Origin of the sequence: cf. Phormidesmis sp. LEGE 11477, assembly GCF_015207105.1 — a bacterium.
GTDB lineage: Bacteria > Cyanobacteriota > Cyanobacteriia > Phormidesmidales > Phormidesmidaceae > Phormidesmis.
Map to the genome: position 1 here is coordinate 33,988 of NZ_JADEXO010000034.1, position 17,620 is coordinate 51,607.

Here is a 17,620-nt window from a genome sequence, read left to right on the forward strand (position 1 = left end):
AATTCAGTACGAGACTCCTATATCTGCATGAAAGCTGTACGCAGAAGTAGCGACCTCAATATTGAGGTGTCATATGTGGTGACTATCTTTCTTCTACTATCGGATTCCCTGCTGTTGTGATATCTATCTCTTCTCTTCGTAGTATCTCTTGCGCTGTTACTGTATCTGATACGACTTCTTTTCTAACAGATACATTCTGATAGGGCACTATTCTACGACAAGATAGTGCTTGCTCTTCATAGATACCCATGCGAATGGAGCCGTCTTCAGCAGACTCTGCTTCTCCTATATCTATTCTAGTTTCGCCACCGTATATCGATTCAATCTCTATAATAATTTTCTCTTTTGTGACGGGGATATCTGCACTTGTACTATCTGTAACAACGCGCTTAGATATTTTGACTTCGCCAGTTTTTACTCTGCGAGTTTGAGTGACTAAACGCTCTTCGTACAGCTCAATAGAGGGATCAGCAGCGCGGCCATAGATAAGATCAGTACTGCTTGAGGCAGCGCTCTCTTGAACTTCTACTTCTGTAACTGGCTTGTTGGTGGAAGAGAATTCTTTTGCTGACTCAATAGTCGCTTCAACCGGAATTGACTCTTCTACTGATCTCATGACGGGAGTGCGATCGCCATTGTCTAAGGGGTCAGTCATAGTGGCTACTAGGTGATAAAGGGGTGTACTTAACAGGTAATTCTTGTTCTGGTTCTAGTCTGTTCTAATTCTATATAGTGAGCTATGAATAGTCAGATCTTCGTCCCTCAAGGGAGAGAGAAGTTTGGTTTGATAAGAACTTTTAAGCGATCTCTATAACAAACTTTATATTCTTGCCTTCTTTTGCTATGTTGCGCTCGAAATAGTATCCACAGTTACAGAACAATATATACCTTCCGTCTGTGCATATTCACTCTTTTGAGAGGGTTGCTGCCGTCAACGTCCTTGTAAGATTGGGCTCCAGTTACCTATCGTTTAACACGCTTGAGACGTAGGTGACATAGCGTTTAGGAGTTTTCTATTTATGACATATACGACAGACAGACCCGATCCGAACATCCAAGTTGCGCCTGCTCCAGCCGGTCCGGTAGTGGAATATCATGACACTGTTCGCTGGGGGCCAATCATCGCGGGCATTGTGGTAGCGATTGTTTCACAGCTAATGTTAAGCGCTTTGGGCGCGGCAGTAGGAGGATATGCCGCTGGGGAAGCTGCGCCGCGCGCGATTGGTACCGGCATCGGTATCTGGGCGGTTATCAGCTTATTAATTTCTCTTTTCTTAGGCGCGTGGGCAATGGCAGCTTCTTGTGGTCCTATGAATAAGAAGACAGCAATGCTCAATGCCACTATTATGTGGGCAACGACTTTAGTCGTTAGTGGCTGGCTGCTTGCTAGCGGCGTTTCTGGGGCCTTTGGTGTGATAGCTTCTAGTGCTGGTGGTGCCCTTACTCAGGTTGCTGAGCCTGGTGGTGTTTCTCTTCCTAACCCTGATCAGCTAACCCAAGCAGCACCTACGCCCCAAGAAGCCGCTCAATATGCAGCCTCAGCAGCTACTGCTAGCGTTTCTTTCATAATCGGCTCTTTACTAGGCTTAGTTGCTGCGCTCATTGGTTCTACTGTCGGTGCAAAGCGACCTAGAACTATTGTTCGATAGTGCTAGCCAGGTAGCTCTCTAAAGTAATCAGCATCTGTTTCTTTGGGGTGACGTATGTAGTACGTCACCTCTTTTTCATAATTGTTGGCGTAGAAAGCTTCTAAAATCCCCTATTAGTGCGACTTGCAGATATTGTAGTGCTGTCTACCTGCGGTAGCCTGGCTACGTTCGCAATGAAGGCTATCTCTTCAGCGGATGGTGAAGTATGACTATATGAATAGAAAGAAGATATAAAACTCTCTCTTAGATGTAATGAAAAAGAACTATCATCTCTTTACCATATATGCGTACAGAATTGATTTAAGAGGAAGAAACGCATGGCACTAGTGAGCCTGAAGAAAACTTATCCAGACTATAAAAACACTTTCAGCGACAACAACCTCAGTCACTTGGATGACTATAGTGTCTATGCAGATGGCGATGACAAAGTGGGTTCTGTAGAAGACGGACTATTTGACAATACTACTGGTCAGTTCCGCTATTTGGTCGTGGATATAGGCTTTTGGATCTTTGGAAAGAAAGTGTTGCTACCAATCGGTCGGGCTCAGTTTGATAATAATCAAAAGCGAGTGTACGTAGCGGGACTCAGCAAAGAGCAGGTGGAAAACATGCCTGAATACAACGAAAATACAACGGTAGACTACGACTACGAAGAGAATGTGCGTGGTGTCTACCGATCGAATGCGGCTGGCCAGAGCGCTCCTGTTGGCTCTGCTGCTGGAGTAGCAAGCACTGCTGGTACTTACACCCGCGATAGCTACACCTATGATAGAGATCCCGATCTGTACGCAGTAGACCAGGCAGATACGAACCATCCTATTCGCCTTTATGAAGAGCGCCTAGTTGCTGACAAGAACGTCGTGAAGACTGGCGATGTTGTTGTAGGCAAGCGGGTCGAGTCGGAAACGGCAAGAGTTTCTGTTCCGGTCGAGAAAGAAAGGATTGTCGTTGAACGGACCACGCCAACTACGTCTGTTGCTGCCACTACTGCACATGATTTTACCGAAGGTGAAGTCGCCCGCGTAGAAGTGTTTGAAGAGCAAGCGGATATCCGAAAAGAAGCTGTTGTCAGTGAAGAAGTCACGATTAGGAAAGAGCGCGAACAGGAAGTGGTCAGTGAAGAAGCTACTATTCGCCGAGAAGAGCTAGATGTAGATACTGGTGACTCGACAGTGATCAATCGATAGGTTCGCTTCGGCCTGACCTTGGTGGAGATAATCTACCTTATGTGTTAGGTAAGTGGCTACACATTTAAATCGAAGGGGTTAGCTGTTTCAAAGCAGCTGACCCTTTCGCTTTTACAGCTTTAAAGGCTTAGAGTCCTATTTTCTATCATATAGAGTTAGGCTGTTGTAACCTCTAAGGGTTTGCTCGCTACTGACTTTCTTCTAAGAGATCGAACCGTTTCGGATAAGGTAGATTGTGCCTAGCGAATTCTTTCTTAGCTCTTACGGTTAGATCGGTTTTGTAGGCAAATTCATCTCTAGCATCTAAGGGATAAGAGCGCAGCTTGTACAAACTGCCCCAGCTATGCTCAGACATTACTACTATGATTGGCAGCTTCAGATGTGTGTACTTGCTGGTATAGGCAATCCGATATAAGATGTTTTCCACTTTCTCAGGATTGACTTCATGGGCTAAGTAGAACTCTGTGACGACCTGCGCCTCTAGCTCACCCATGTTGGCATTAGAGACTGCATTAGTCCAAATATAGCCGTGCGGAATCGTCACAATATTGTCAGAGGGCGTTTGCAGACGGATGCCTCGCAGCCCATAGCTGATAACCTCGCCGTATTCATCTGCGATCGCAACCCTATCGCCTACCCGATACGGCGCTTCAAACAGGCCAACGATCCCTGCAATAATGGAGCTGGCATAGTCTTTAAAGGCGAAGCCAAGGGCAACTGCAACCGTTCCAGTCACCGCTAGTACGTTTTCTCTAGAAAGGTTTAGAAACAGATTCATCAGGAGGACAACAGTTATCGTCATCACAGCCGTTCGTACGAATGGCTGGAACTGTTTTATCCGTAGGCGGTTGTGTCTAGCAACTTTCTCCGATAGCCAGATAACTAACGCATCTACGCCTTTAATCGTTAAATAGCAGATAACGATGATAACTAGCGCTTGGAGAATTTTAGTCCCGGTGATATTGCCGATCAGTTCTCTCGTTTGATCGGCGGTCTCACTGGCTGCTTCTTTAGCTGAGTCTTGGACAGAGTTTTGGCTAGAATCTTGCGCTATTAGCCTCCCGGCAGAGCCGCTGTCGAACAGTTCAATCATGCGTAACTTATTGCCTCTAACTTACCCACTAGCATTTCTCTTGCCTTATGACGTTTGGATGATGAAATTGTTCTTAGCTAACTCTTTTTTTAACCTTGGATAGTGAATGGGGTTAGTTTTGAGCACGCCATTTTTTTGTTCAATGACGGCTTGATTACGAAGAAATTGCACCTGATTATTAACTACCTGCGGAGAGTCACCTAAGCTCTCTGCCAATGCATCAATTGTAAGATCGCCGTGAAGCATAAGTGAATACAGCAGATACAGATCGCTTTGACTCAGCTCTGGTAGAGGCGGAAGCTTTGGCAACTGAGCGACTATTCTGTCAGGCTCAGAATTGGTTTGAGTGGATTCATCTGATGCGACTTGTTCTTTTGTACGATTTTTAGCCGATTGTTTTTCATCTGAGTTGCTATTCCTATTGTCATTTGTCTGGTAGTCAGAGACCTTGGTGTAGCGTAGGGATCTAATAAATAGCTGTAGCGCGACAATGCTAATGCCGTCAGAAATATCAGCTAGCCGATTAAAATACTCACGCTTAGGGCTCGTATCTTCCGTATCGTCATCGCCGTCAATTGCCTCTTTGACAAAGCGTACAGAAGATTTGGCAGTTGCAGTTGCCTCTTGTGCAATCTCGGAAAGCGTTTCAATCGGCTTATCAATGGAAAGGTTGATATCTTCTAGTTGGTTTGGATCACCTAAGCGCTTATGTAGGGCAGCATCGCTAAAGTGAATGTCAAACTGGTCGATAATAGGGGTTAGCCATTCCTGGAGCTGCTCTCCGGTCAGACCGGGTAGGTGCACGACCTGATCGCAATAGGCATGAAACTTAAGTGTCGACTTTAAATACTCCCACCCAATCTGCCCACAGCCTAATACTACGAACTGGCTAGGATCGTTCATGATGGTATCTTGTAGATAGTCAATACCATCTAGACCCTGAGCACTTCGTAAGAAGCACCAGCACAGGTTAGGCACTACTGTAATCTGCTTAGCTGAGAAGCCCTCCTCGTCCTGCTCTGATTCAACCGAACCTATCTCTTTCTCTATTCTTTCCCTGATGCTGGCGCTGTGAGGCGGACGCTCTATCCAGTCTAGCAGTTTGATAGTGACTTGCTGATTCTCACTTAGGTGAGAAAGACTTTCACCTAAGATTAAAGACACTGGTAGCACAGGCTGAGCTAGAACCACCCTAGAGTTGTTGGCGCTGTTCGGCTTTTTTATCCATTGAGCGATCGCATCATTCAACGGATCTAGCACCGCCTGTATTTCAGCAGGGTGAGCTGGCTGGGCATTCGCAGCGTCCCTTAGCTCATTGGCAACTTGATCGGGTAGCTTAGCGAGCGCTTCTTCTGGGTCTGGTGCAATATGACTATCTTTGGCAAACCAGCCTACTCGAAAGAAACGTTTATCGAGCAGCCAATCTCTAAAGTCTGATGCTTTTGAAACCATAGTGATTTAGTCGCGTCGCTGCTTCTTTCTTTCTCTAGCGACGAATCCCTATAATTATCCCTATGCAAACTCAAACAATACAGCTCGGACGCTTAGGGCTTTGATGCAATCGTGCTGGGTAGCCATAATATCAGCTATTGGCCGTTTTCGGTCTGCTCACGCTGCCTTTTAACCATCGTTAGTACAGAGCGAGAAAGGCTGAGTGCTCTAGGCGATGGGCCTTCTGGCTGAACGGGCCATCCCTCTCTTTGTTTGGCTCTGTTACCATCGGTTTCTTCGGTTTGGTCGTGGAAGAGAATTTGTTGGGTTGGAAAGGGCAAATCGATTCCAGCAGCAACCAATTCGTTGCAGACGTTTTCTAGTACCCAGTCTTTAGAGGCTACCATATCAGCCTGCCGAGGCGGTTCAATCCACCAGCGAGCTCTAATGTTAATTGTGCTGTCTGCTAGCGCCACAACTAGCGCTTCTGGGGCCGGATCTTTGAGTACTTCATCGCGGCTCTTGAGGGTGCCAAGGATAATTTTTTTGGCCTGGGCGATATCGTCGCCATAGCCGATCCCGATGTCGTATTCTAAACGCCTGCGGTCATAGGCGGTATTGACAATGACCGCGTTGGTAAAAAGTTCTGCGTTGGGAATGACCACTCGGCGGCCATCATAGGTGCGAATGGTAGTCGCTCTGGTCTGAATATGCTCTACGGTGCCTTCGTAGTCATTAAAAATAATCTGATCGTTTAGTTCAAAAGGTTCTGTCAGCAAGATCAAAATGCCAGCTAAGAAATTTTGCAATATATCTTTGAAGGCAAAACCGATGGCAACACCCCCGATCCCTAGTGCCGCTAGAGCATCGGCAGGATTGAAGTTGGGAAAGATAACGGTCGCTGCAATCAAAAAGCCTAGAATGACCAGACCGCCTTGGATCAAGCGCCCAAATACCAGACCAACATTGCGAGTGTCTCGGTGTCTAGTTTGGCGGCGGACAAAGGAGCGAACGACTCTGCCTATAATCCAAAAGAGGATGAAGATGACCACACCAATGGCAATGTTAGGCAGCAGCGCGATCACGCCTTGAATCATGCTTGATAGCTTTTCTGTCGCTGCTGAAAGTGAAATATTATTCCCCACGTTTTTCTCAGAAAAATCCTGCTAACTAAAACTGTAGGAGAAGAGTGTACAGGGTCTGGTATTACCGGTCTCTCTATCTTTAGAAAGGCCCACTCTATCTTTAGAGAGGGTTAGTTTTATTTCACTGGTACGAGGTAAAGCGATAAAGCATTAGAAAAGCTAGCTGGGACATATGGAACGTCCCAGCTAGCTTTTTAGTTTCTTGCTTTTAGCGGCGCTTAGATAATAGACGTCAGCTATGCTCTAAAGCTCTTGGCTATACGACTATAGAATGACAGCGCTGTGCGGCTATAAACTGCCGACCTCAAAGAGCTCAAAGCAAAGAGCTAAGGAGTGACCTCTTCTAAAGCATTTTCTACTTTCTCTTCAACAGAAGTCGCATTTGCATCGTCGGGGCTGTACATATCCTTCTTATTAGCTCTGCCCTGTACGCCATTGAGCCCCTGAGCAGACTTTTTCATAACGCTTTTGCCATCGTTATTGCTAGACAAATCGCCAGAAATCGCCTTCTCAGACTCTTTTTGAACGGTGTCTAGCTGCTCTAGACCTTTGGAAGGACTAGAACTGCTGCCACCGATAGCAAGTGCAGGAGCCACACTAGTCAATAGAAAGAGCGCGCAGATAGATGCGATCGCCAACGGACGAAAGCTAGCAGCCAAAGCTGAAAGACTGTTAAGCATCTTTTTCATGGAAATTCCTCCTGGGAACATAATAAGTAAACGAGTTGAGCGACGCATTTGCTCAGCAGGCAGTTTGACGGATGGCTAGCTGTACAGATAACCCATCAGACAATCCATCTCTAACTCAACTCAAGTCTGGGCTATGGACTAGTCTACGGCATAGCCACTCCGAGCAAAAACTGTAGTGCAAAAACCGCAGTTAACAAATCCTAGTTAAAGAAATCTTTGATAGACTCTACTACGCCACTAGCTGCATCTTCAGCATCATCAGCCGCGTCAGCAGTAGCTCCTTTAGCTCGGCCAACATCGCGCTTGACCTTGCCTTTGAGCTGATCGGTTGCACCGTCCAATTTATCAGCAGAACTATCCATATCTAGGGAGTCTTTAGTCGTCCCGATGCCGCGCTTTACTGTACCAACCGCACCGTCGACAGCACCTTCAACCTGATTGGCGGTTCCCGCTCCAGCGACGCGATCGAGCTCAGAAGCAGCCCGCTGGTTGACGATATCCGCTGCGGCTTCAGAACCAACCGCATGCGCTGCCGACACGGAACTGCCAAAGATTGCAACAGTTACCATCAGTAGACAAGCTGTACAAAAAAGCTGCCGTTTTATCACACTCAAATATTGGTTAAAACGTTGGTTAAGAACGGTCATCCCTAGCGTCTCCTTACTATTGCTAAAACAGTTTGTTAGTTATTTCCTTACTCCTTAATAGAATCGCTTTATCGATTCTGTCCCCATCCATCTTATGGAAGATTCAAACGCATCTATAGAAAGAAACAGCTAGCGGAGACTGCCGTTATTATACAGGTGGACTAGGCGTTTCCCTTTTGTAGATACAGACGAGATAGCCTATTTCTATCGCCTGTGGTGTCTACATAACTGCGATTCTAGGTAAAATACAGTGAAGGTACAGGTTGTAAAATGGCGCGCGTCAAGCAGTGGCGTGTATCGGTAAGACATATCAGGGAGATACACCGTCTTTTCTTGAAAGGCACTGTATATTTTAATGAAGAATCGAGCAGATAATTTCCTATGACCTATCGCGACCTAGCTCAGCTCGTGAGTGATAGTTCATCCAACTAGAATAGAAGCAAAATGGGAACAACTGAGCAGCGGACTGTTGGACAAATTGAACGAGAACTTTCGCAAAAGATACAAGCGCTCTATAGAAAGCACCTAGGCCACCAGCCTAGCAAGGTGTCATGTCAACTGTTTAGTCGAAAACTTGTCGTTGTTTTAGAAGATTCAGTCACGCAGCCAGAGAAGCTACTCATGGAAGAAGGACAGCTAGAGCTAGCAGAGAAAGTTCGCACTGACCTGAATGAAGCAATCCAACCTCAAATCAAGGTACTAGTCGAGGAGGTATTAGGGGTTGATGTTTTAGATTTGCTTTGCGATGCAGCCATTGAGACTGGTAGAGTCGGCATGATCGCGGTACTATCTAGTGCGCCTACAGTTCGCAATCCGGAGGCTATCCCTAAGCTAAAGAAATAGACACGCTAAAAAATAGAAGACTACCGCTTAGGCGACTTCTTCGTAAAAGTATTTGATCTACAGAACTTATTTCAGAACTCACATCGGACAGTGTTGATAGCAGCAGTGGGTACAGACGTAAATAGAAGATACGTCAGAAGGCAGGTTTTGGCTAAGACTTTATCCATCTATTGATTGACTAGTCTCTGGTGCCCTCCATCCTACTATTTGTATAGCTACACAGGTCTAGCCAGGAGAGTGGTGTCGATGGGTTCGCTCAATACCTGACTCGGATGGGTTAGTTTGCTTTCGCAAGGTAGCTTCAAATCTCTGAGGGTCACCTCTCTCAACTCTATTCTGCGAGTGCTCTATTCTGCGAGTGGTAGTGTTGGCGAGCGCCTGAGTAGGTTAGCTAAAGGTAATTTTTGTTTAATAGAGCTACTGGAGCATTTTTATGGCAATAGAGTTAAAAGAGGATCTTGCGTATATCCTGCTTAAAAAAATGAGCGATCGCCCAGACTCGTCTGAGCCGCTTCCTTTAAATTTGACGGCAGCAGACTTTGTCGGTCGCAACACTGATAAAACTGAGATCCTAGCGCACCTCGACTACCTTAATCAAAAGGGGTATATCAAAGCAGACTTTTCTGGGGATGCCTACGCTGACTCTGGGCCTAATCCGCTGCCAGATAACGTCGAGCTCCAGGCGGTTGAGCTAACGCCTAGCGGTCAAGACTTGTTCAAAAAGATGAGCGAGAACCCGCCTGAGGAGTTGAAGACCGGCCCAAGTACGCCGATTGCAACTAAAGACATGGACTTTTTGAAGAAAGTCATGCTCAAAGGTCACATTGCTGATATATATGACGCTAGAGACCTGACTGAAATCGTCTTTCGGACAATGCGAGATCTGATGACTACAGAGGCCGCTAGTAACGTCGCTAGTGAGCTACACACATCCGCAGTCGATACTGATAAGAAAGCGGCCCAGGAAGAAGTCGCCGATCTTTGGAAAGACTCGAATCCGCTAGTTCGATTTCTCAGTCAGATTCGACCAAAACTAAAGTTTAGCGACGACACCTTTTTCTTTAGAATTGAAAAAGAGGGTGGACTGCCAAAAACTACGGGTCCGCACACTGTTGTTAAAGCAGTCTTTAGCGCCACTAAGGAAGAGCTCTCTGATGAGCGGGTCGCTGAAATTTCAAAGTTCATGCCTGGTGAAGTTCGTACACTATGGGAGGAAGCATAAATCATGGCAACTACCGATAATAACCCAAGCGGCCACGACCCGAGAGAGCCGAATCAGCCTGGAACAGAAAATATCAACCCAGGCGATAAAGAAGCTCCTCCAGGTACGTCCGTAGAAGAGAAAGGGGATAAGACTGCTGTAGCTTATGAGGATGCGACTGGTAATCCGATCGAGGTGCCTACCTATTTCACCGTAGAAGGTGAAGATGGTGAAAAAGAGGCTCTACACCATGTCAAGGACGCAGAGGAAATCTCTGATGTGATTCGTCAGGCCCGCGTGGATGAAGAAGGCGATCGCAAGTGGTGATGACGAGCGCGCTAAGTTATTAACTAATAAGTCATTAGCTAATAAGTCATTAGCCAAAGCTGTTCTCTTGATTCGCGCACCCAAATTTCATCGGGTGAGAACTGAAATTTATAGCTAGTTTAGGCTTGCACAATCGTTAGCATTGAGGGTAGCCTAGTCTGCAGCAGCTCATCATAGAAAGTCCGCTCTAGAGTGGCCTATCTATGGTGAGCTTTTTGCTATGGTGAGCTTTTTGGTGTTGTATGGGTCTAGTCATTTTGCTAGCCGTCTACAAGAGCGAGCGTCTAGACGTAGGTATTAAGGATAAAGATGGATACGTTAGTTGAAGAGGTCCGAAGTAATCTAGTTGACATAGCAGCTCAAGCTGTTCTCATCTTTCCTCAAGTTGTCCTGGCAGTCATTATATTGCTATTTACTCGGACAGCGGCGAATCTAGTTCGCCGAGGTATGCACAAAGTTGCGTCTAGGACACTCAAAAGTCTATCTTTGCAGTCTTTGCTTGTTCAAACCAGCTATGCGGCAACGCTAGCAGGCGGCATTCTGTTTGCCTGCATCATCGCTTTTCCAGATTTAGGATTTGCCGATCTTGTCGCCCTGTTGGGACTAGGTTCTGTTGCCATTGGTTTTGCCTTTCAAGATATTTTCAAAAACTTTCTATCTGGTGTTTTGCTGCTAATTCAAGAGCCTTTCTCAATAGGAGATCAGATTATTGTCGATAGCTATGAAGGCACCGTCATAGAAATTGCACTGCGCTCTACTCAAATTAGAACCTATCAGGGTGAACTAGTCGTTGTCCCTAATTCTATTGTCTTTACTAGTCCGGTACAGGTAATGACAGGTAGATCGCACAGACGAACCGATCTAGCAATTGGCGTAGATTACAATACGCCTTTACCTCACGCCGTTAGAACGTTGACAGAGGCTGCAAGAAGTGTCGAAGAAGTGGCTTCTAATCCAGCAATTGAGGTAGATATTGTCGGCTTTGGCGACAGTGCTATTGATATGGTGGTGCGATACTGGACCCGGTCAGATCAGGCATCTGTGCGTCGATTGCAAACACAGGTAATGCTAGCGCTCAAGCAAGCCTGTGACGAAGCAGATATCAATATCCCATACCCAATCCGCACGGTCTATCACTTTGACCAAGAGAAATACAGCGACAATGCTCGTATAGAAGATATGAACGGGCGATCGCAGGCACCTACTCAATCATCTACTCGTACATAGAGAGGCAGCATATCAGACCTCATACAGAGATATCTAGCGCTGCCTATACTGGCAAACTACTTTTATGTTTCCTTAACCTTCTATAGTATTTGTTCTTAACCGAGTTCTTATAGGGTTTAGAAAATGATCAAAAATAGCTAAAACGTCTTTGTTGCTCCTGATCTCATTTTTGCTTTGATTGATCATCTTATGCACGAAGCGTTGGGAAACGGGCAATTTTATGAAACTCTTTCATGATCAACAAACTGATCAAACAGGCAATCTAGAACCTAGCTTTGGTCACAGTCTCAATCGCTGGATGTGGCCTAGGCTCGCTCCTGAACTCTTTGACCAGGACGGATCTACTGTGTTCGTGGGTACTGGCACGCTGTTAGATGACCAGCTTGCGGCTACTGTGGCTAACGCTAAGAAAGTAATCATCTTTAGCACAGGTGCAAGCTCTGCTCAGCCACTCAGGCGCATCCCTGAAAATTGGGATATCTACTGCGTTCGGGGGCCGCTTTCGGCCAGACAGCTCGATCTACCGGAGAGTATGGCGATCGCAGATGGTGGTCTTTTGATTGCTCAGCTCTTCGAAGCTGCTGATAGCTTTTCCAATAAAAGGCAGGGCTGCAGCTTTATGCCGCATATCTATCATGCAGACGAGGCTGATGATAGCTGGAAGCGGATTTGTCAACTAGCGAACATTCGCTATATCGATCCTCGCTGGCCCGTTGAAAAGGTATTGACTGCGATTAATTCTAGTGAGCGATTGATGGCTGAAGCCATTCACGGTGCGATCGCCGCCGATGCCCTGCGCGTTCCCTGGATTCCGATTGCCACTAGCTCTCGGATCTACCGTTTCAAATGGCAAGACTGGTGCGACTCGATGAATTTGTTTTATCATCCCTACCGACTGCCATCGCTAAAAAGCTACAAACCGTGGAACGGCAACCTACGCACCGGCGGCCTAGCCATTAAACACTGGATAGGTGCCGCGTTAGAGGGGCCTTTTTCGACGCATCAATACGGACTATTTGCTGATGAGTGTGCGATCGCCGAGCGCCTAGCCAATATCGCCAAACAAGCCCCTACCCTCAGCCACCCAATCGTCTTTGAACGCAAGCTCGATCAGCTCCAGATCCGCTTTTCTAAGCTCTGCCATCAGCATTCACGGCTAGCTGTTATGTAGCATAGATAGCTTCAGATGCTTCCGCACCGCTAGCCGACCACTTTACTCTTTTATGACAAGGGCTTCACTATAGCTTTGGTCACTTGACTGAGGTACAATTTTCAGGCTGAAAGCCTTACATTACAACGGGTCAAGTGACGCACCTGTACCGAATGCATCTGGTACAGGCTACATTAGAGATTTGTGGAGAAACGTAGCGAACGCTATAGTAGGGCCTAATTTTTTGCACATTCTTCTACTTTCGATGGCTCTGAACGTTGCGAAAATCCTGTTTTGGCTAAGTCACAGATCTCTTGAAAGAGTACCGGAGCGAACCGTCGCAGACAAAAAATGTAGAAAGCTGCTCCTGAAAGAGTACAAATTATTAGGACAAGCTGAAGCGGTAGCGTGTCTTGTAGCCAGAGGCGAAGCAGTCCGATTAGCAAAATCATAAATGCCGTACAGATAGAAGGTGCTGCGAACTGCTTTAAGTAGTCTTTTAGAGATACTTTCATCACCCGCTTTAGCGTCCACAAGCTAGCTGGAATTACTAAGAAGTCGCTGATGGCAAACGCATAGGCTACCGCCAAGCCGCCCCACCGCACGGCGATGACGCAGCAGAGGATGTTGAGAACAGCGTTGAGAATTTCTAGGCGAAATCGAAGGTGAGGTTTGCCCATCGCCACGAATACAGAAATATTGAAAAAAAGAATGAGATAAAAGACGCCGCCAAAGGCCAGCACCTGCATCATTGGAATTGCGGGAGCCCAATGCCTGCCAAAGATGACGATGACTAGCTCGCTCGCTAGAAACACCACCGCCATAAATGTAGGAATGGCAACTAAGCTGACATAGCCAATGATTTTGTAAAAGGCGCTGGCTAACCGCCTGGGCTCGGTTTGAAAGCGAGCAAGAATAGGTAGCGTGACTTGGGTTCCGGTTCCAATTAGGAGCTGGGTCAGTACCTGCAATACGCGGTAGGCGATCGCGTAATAGCCCAAAACGACCTCTCCTAAAAAATAACCAATCAGCAGAGTATCAGAGTTGTTGTTAAAGAAAGTCAGAATGTTGGAGCCAAATATTGAAATGCCAAAGTCAGAGAGTTCTTTTAAATGTCTTAGAGAAACCTGACCCTTTGGTCGCCATTCGCTAAAGCCCCAAAAGGCAACCACGCCAACTCCTTCATACGTTAGCTGTTGCCCTACCAAACTCCAGACGCCATGCCCTCCTACCGCCATCGAAATGCCGACTAGCCCGCCTAATATAATTCCTGACAACGCCCGAATTGCAATTTCTTTAAATGCCAGCTTTCGCTTTAGCAGTGCCCGCTGCACCATACTGAGAGCGCGCAGCAAAAATATGCTAGAAAACCATCTCAGTATTGGTGCTAATAGCGGCTGTTGAAAGCGATCTGCTACCCACCCGGCACTGCTGATGCCTAATAAGGTTAGGAATATTCCCAAAAGTAGCTGAACCCAAAAGGCCGTATTCACGTGCGCCTCATCTAATTCGTGTCGCTGAACTAGCGCCGTAGAAAATCCCTGATCGACAAAAAGATTAAAAAAGACAACAAACGTGTTGGCCAAAGCCACTAGGCCAAAGTCCTCCGGTGACAGCAATCGGGCCAATACTAAAAAAGTAATTAGCGACCCGGTCTGACTGCCCCAATTTTGAATGCTAGACCAGAAAACACCTTTAATAGCTTTTTGTTCGATGCTCATTTTGTTCGATACTCTTTTTGTTCGATACTCATTTTTTAGGAGGCTCCGTTCTATCGCGTTCGCCACTTTACTCGAAATATTCTCTAACAGTAAAACCTCTTACTGGTTTGACCAAGACAGTTCTGCCTATTTTTACTGAGACCTATAGTAGCTTTACTCGTGAAATGTTTCTTCACTGTACGGTTGACCGGCTAGGCACAATCAATCAGCTTAATAGACGGCAGTTAACAACGACTCATCAAACATAGAAGCTCATGGTGCATCTCTCGGCTCGGCCTAATGTCACAATTGCGGTTATTCCTCGCGAGCGGTTTAGCGCGGCACAGCGATCGCTAGAGAGCATCTATGCTAATACTCACTATCCCTTTAAGCTCGTCTATATAGATGGAAACTCGCCTGATCCACTACGAGAGTATCTGAAAGATCAGTCTCAAGCACATAACTTTAAGCTCATACATACGGCGCAGTACCTATCGCCTAATCAAGCTAGAAACTTGGCGATCGCAGCGGTTGATACCGAGTACATTGTCTTTGTTGATAATGATGTGCTAGTGCGGCCAGGGTGGCTAAAGGCGATCGTTAGTAGAGCCGAGGAAACTAACGCTTGGTCGGTAGCGCCCTTGACCTTAGAAGGTGAAGGATTTGACGCAATTCATCAAATCGGTGGCACGATTATCTTCAAAGAATTGCCCGGTGGTCGAAAGTGGATGGTAGAGCGCCGTCCGCACATGCATTCGCCGTTAAACAAGCTCAAAGCACCTTTGCAAGCACAGCCGACAGGACTAGTTGAGTTTCACTGTGTGCTATCTCGCCGAGATGTCTTCGACAAGGTAGGACTGCTGGACGAAGCGCTGATAAGTATGGCAGAAGAAACAGATTTTAGCCTTGGCATTTTAGAGGCGGGCGGTACTATCTATACCGAACCCGCTTCTGTGATTACCTACTTGCGTCCTACTGTACTAGACGAGTCAGACTTGCCATTTTTTCGATTGCGCTGGTGCGATCGCTGGTGCGAATCTAGCGTTCAGCGGATGTATGAGAAACATAAGCTAGACAGAGACGCACCTGCGCTCAGACACTACAGAGAGTTTGTTCACACTCACCAGAAGATAGCGTCAGGCGAGCGAACCAGGCCGCGACTGCAGCCCTATCCAGTTTCTGATGATCTGACGATGGGAGAAAGAGTTCGCTACCAAAGTACTAAATTCATCCGACGGTGGGTGGCATAGTACTGATAGGGATGTTTGACATACTGTCATAGCGTGTCAGGGTAGTGGCAAGCAACCTGATGGCTATCGTTAATCGATCGAAGTTCTGGCTGGACTTGTTGGCAGCGATCGTCTCCTTTCGGACAGCGGCCATAAAGACGACAGATGTGAGGAGAAGGATTTATCGGGCTGCGGGGCTCTCCAGTCAAAGAAATCCGCTGTGGCATCGCCGCAAAGCTAGGAATCGCTGAAACCAGCGCCTGGGTGTAGGGATGCTGAGGATGGTTGAAGATAGTATCGGTCGGTCCGGTTTCGACCAGTTTACCGAGATACATGACCAGGATGCGATCGCACAACAATCTGACAACGTTCAAATCATGAGAGATAAACAGATAGCTCATATTCAGCTGCTGTTTGAGATCTTTGAGCAGATGCAGAATGATCGCTTGAACAGAAACATCAAGAGCGGAAGTGGGTTCGTCTAGGATGAGGAGCTTGGGATTGAGTGCTATTGCCCGAGCAATTCCTACACGGGCCTTTTGCCCACCGGATAGCTGATGCGGAAAGCGGCTGAGCAGTTCTGAAGGAAGACCCACTAGCTGAGCAAGTTCAGCGGCACGCTGCTTGAGCTGGGGCTTTGTATGACTAGGGCTCAATCGCTTTATCGGTTCTGTGATCGTATCGAAGGCCGTAAACCGTGGATTTAGACTGTCGCTGTGGTCTTGAAAGACCATTTGCAGATCTGCTCGGTATGGACTGCGAGAGAACATACCAACTGGAATTTGGCCAATCGAAGCATTGTTGAATATAACTTTGCCGGATGTAGGTTCGATCAGGCGAGCGATTAAACGAATCAGGGTAGATTTGCCACAGCCGGATTCACCGACTAGGCCAACGCTTTCCCCTGGCTGAATGCTGAGTGTGATCCCATCTACCGCATGGAGCTGACGAGAACTGTGCTGACGTGACAGCCAGCTAGCAGGGCCAGACCCTACTGGAAAATGTTTAGTCAAATCCGAGACTTGCAGCAGCGGCGTTTCATTAGACGGTTTATTCAGAGTTTTATTCGGCATTTTGTTCGGCATTAGATTCATCACGCATCTCTTGCTAACGGGTGCCAGCAGGCGACTTGGTGTTCTTCATCAATCTGTTGCTTTACCAAAGGCGCGCTGTAACACTGCTCGGTAACGTGATCGCATCGACTGACAAATCGACAAGGTGGCAGAGCTTCCTGACGCAGGTCTGGCAAGTTTCCCAAAATAGGCACCAAATCGTCAAACCCTTTGTGCGGTTCAGGCGTAGCGGTAATTAGCTTTGCGGTGTAGGGATGCGCGGGCGAGCGGAAAAGTGTAGAAGTTGGAGCGCTCTCAATCAGATGACCAGCGTGCATCACCAGAATGCGATCGCAATACTCTGAGGCCAGTGCTAGATCGTGAGTAATCACCACCGTGGCCATTTGTTTGGCGGTGGTCAGTTCTTTGAGCAGTGTCATCATCGTGGCTTGGGTAGTGACATCTAGACCTGTGGTGGGTTCATCGGCAATCAGTAGCTGAGGGGAACATGCGATCGCCAGGGCAATCATGACTCGCTGACACAGGCCGCCAGAGAGTTCATAAGGGTAGGCGCTGTAACGTTGTTGCGGGTCAGGAATTCTGACGCTGGCCAGCAGTTCTAATGCTCTAGGTTTAAGTTGTGCTTTGGGCAGCGCGGTGTGGCAGCGCAATACATCCACAATTTGCTTACCAACTTGGCGAATTGGGTTTAGAGCAGTGCGCGGACTTTGGAAAATCATCGACAGCGATTTACCCCGTAGCTGCCTCAGCTTGCTCTCAGACGTTTTCAGCAGATCGTAGGCGGTAGATTGTTGTTGCCACAAGATTTCGCCGCTGGTGATGTGGGCCGCCGGGTCGAGAATGCCCATAATGGCGAGGGCGAGGACGGACTTGCCAGAGCCGGATTCTCCGACGATACCGACGGTTTCGCTAGGTTGGACTTGCAGGCTAATATTTTCTAAAGCGCTGACGGTGCCAGTACGGGTGCGAAATTCGAGCGATAGGTTGCGAACTGAGATAAGAGAGTTTTTGTTAGCAACTGGATTATTC

At 47.1% G+C, this 17,620-nt stretch carries 17 protein-coding genes; 8 read left to right on the forward strand and 9 right to left on the reverse strand.

Features of this window, described 5'->3' with window-relative positions:
- Positions 1-82 precede the first annotated feature (82 nt).
- Positions 83-655 carry a YsnF/AvaK domain-containing protein gene (locus IQ256_RS12020; protein ID WP_193855785.1) on the reverse strand — a complete coding sequence of 191 codons (573 nt, stop codon included), beginning with the start codon at positions 653-655 and terminating at the stop codon, positions 83-85.
- A 364-nt stretch (positions 656-1,019) separates the two neighbouring features.
- Between IQ256_RS12020 and IQ256_RS12025 the strand changes: the two genes are divergently transcribed.
- Both IQ256_RS12025 and IQ256_RS12030 read left to right on the forward strand, forming a co-directional pair.
- Positions 1,020-1,649, forward strand: coding sequence for a hypothetical protein (locus IQ256_RS12025; protein ID WP_193855786.1), 630 nt, complete (start codon positions 1,020-1,022; stop codon positions 1,647-1,649).
- A gap of 317 nt (positions 1,650-1,966) precedes the next feature.
- A complete protein-coding gene (locus IQ256_RS12030) occupies positions 1,967-2,836 on the forward strand; it encodes a DUF2382 domain-containing protein (protein ID WP_193855787.1) in 870 nt (289 codons plus the stop codon).
- 187 nt (positions 2,837-3,023) lie between these two features.
- Here the strand turns inward: IQ256_RS12030 and IQ256_RS12035 are convergent, their stop codons facing one another.
- The 5 genes from IQ256_RS12035 to IQ256_RS12055 all read right to left on the reverse strand — a co-directional run bounded on the left by IQ256_RS12035 (position 3,024) and on the right by IQ256_RS12055 (position 7,763).
- A complete protein-coding gene (locus IQ256_RS12035) occupies positions 3,024-3,929 on the reverse strand; it encodes a mechanosensitive ion channel family protein (protein WP_193855788.1) in 906 nt (301 codons plus the stop codon).
- A gap of 45 nt (positions 3,930-3,974) precedes the next feature.
- Entirely contained in the window at positions 3,975-5,381 is a 1,407-nt protein-coding gene (locus IQ256_RS12040; protein ID WP_193855789.1) for a hypothetical protein, read from the reverse strand.
- A gap of 134 nt (positions 5,382-5,515) precedes the next feature.
- Complete coding sequence (locus tag IQ256_RS12045) at positions 5,516-6,505, reverse strand: mechanosensitive ion channel family protein (protein WP_370623425.1); 990 nt, start codon at positions 6,503-6,505, stop codon at positions 5,516-5,518.
- A 326-nt stretch (positions 6,506-6,831) separates the two neighbouring features.
- A complete protein-coding gene (locus IQ256_RS12050) occupies positions 6,832-7,194 on the reverse strand; it encodes a hypothetical protein (RefSeq protein WP_193855790.1) in 363 nt (120 codons plus the stop codon).
- Between the two features lie 200 nt (positions 7,195-7,394).
- A complete protein-coding gene (locus tag IQ256_RS12055) occupies positions 7,395-7,763 on the reverse strand; it encodes a hypothetical protein (protein ID WP_193855791.1) in 369 nt (122 codons plus the stop codon).
- 522 nt (positions 7,764-8,285) lie between these two features.
- On the opposite strand from IQ256_RS12055, the gene IQ256_RS12060 reads away from it, so the two are divergent.
- From IQ256_RS12060 to IQ256_RS12080, 5 genes are all read left to right on the forward strand, one after another.
- A complete protein-coding gene (locus IQ256_RS12060; RefSeq protein WP_193855792.1) occupies positions 8,286-8,684 on the forward strand; it encodes a DUF2294 domain-containing protein in 399 nt (132 codons plus the stop codon).
- Between the two features lie 433 nt (positions 8,685-9,117).
- Positions 9,118-9,906, forward strand: coding sequence for a DUF2267 domain-containing protein (locus IQ256_RS12065; RefSeq protein ID WP_193855793.1), 789 nt, complete (start codon positions 9,118-9,120; stop codon positions 9,904-9,906).
- A 3-nt stretch (positions 9,907-9,909) separates the two neighbouring features.
- A complete protein-coding gene (locus IQ256_RS12070) occupies positions 9,910-10,212 on the forward strand; it encodes a hypothetical protein (RefSeq protein ID WP_193855794.1) in 303 nt (100 codons plus the stop codon).
- A gap of 309 nt (positions 10,213-10,521) precedes the next feature.
- Positions 10,522-11,439 (forward strand): mechanosensitive ion channel family protein, encoded by a 918-nt coding sequence (locus tag IQ256_RS12075; protein ID WP_193855795.1) that lies wholly within the window; start codon positions 10,522-10,524, stop codon positions 11,437-11,439.
- A 220-nt stretch (positions 11,440-11,659) separates the two neighbouring features.
- Complete coding sequence (locus IQ256_RS12080) at positions 11,660-12,610, forward strand: polysaccharide pyruvyl transferase family protein (RefSeq protein ID WP_193855796.1); 951 nt, start codon at positions 11,660-11,662, stop codon at positions 12,608-12,610.
- Between the two features lie 215 nt (positions 12,611-12,825).
- Here IQ256_RS12080 and IQ256_RS12085 read toward each other — a convergent pair whose 3' ends face one another.
- A complete protein-coding gene (locus IQ256_RS12085) occupies positions 12,826-14,310 on the reverse strand; it encodes a lipopolysaccharide biosynthesis protein (protein WP_193855797.1) in 1,485 nt (494 codons plus the stop codon).
- Between the two features lie 254 nt (positions 14,311-14,564).
- Here IQ256_RS12085 and IQ256_RS12090 point away from each other — a divergent pair, with 254 nt between their 5' ends.
- Positions 14,565-15,539, forward strand: a complete 975-nt coding sequence (locus tag IQ256_RS12090) for a glycosyltransferase family 2 protein (protein WP_193855798.1) — start codon at positions 14,565-14,567, stop codon at positions 15,537-15,539.
- A gap of 26 nt (positions 15,540-15,565) precedes the next feature.
- Here IQ256_RS12090 and IQ256_RS12095 read toward each other — a convergent pair whose 3' ends face one another.
- A complete protein-coding gene (locus IQ256_RS12095; protein ID WP_228024812.1) occupies positions 15,566-16,612 on the reverse strand; it encodes an ABC transporter ATP-binding protein in 1,047 nt (348 codons plus the stop codon).
- The coding region (locus tag IQ256_RS12100; protein WP_228024813.1) for an ABC transporter ATP-binding protein at positions 16,612-17,620 on the reverse strand (1,009 nt) is incomplete at its 5' end. The genes IQ256_RS12100 and IQ256_RS12095, both read right to left, overlap by 1 nt.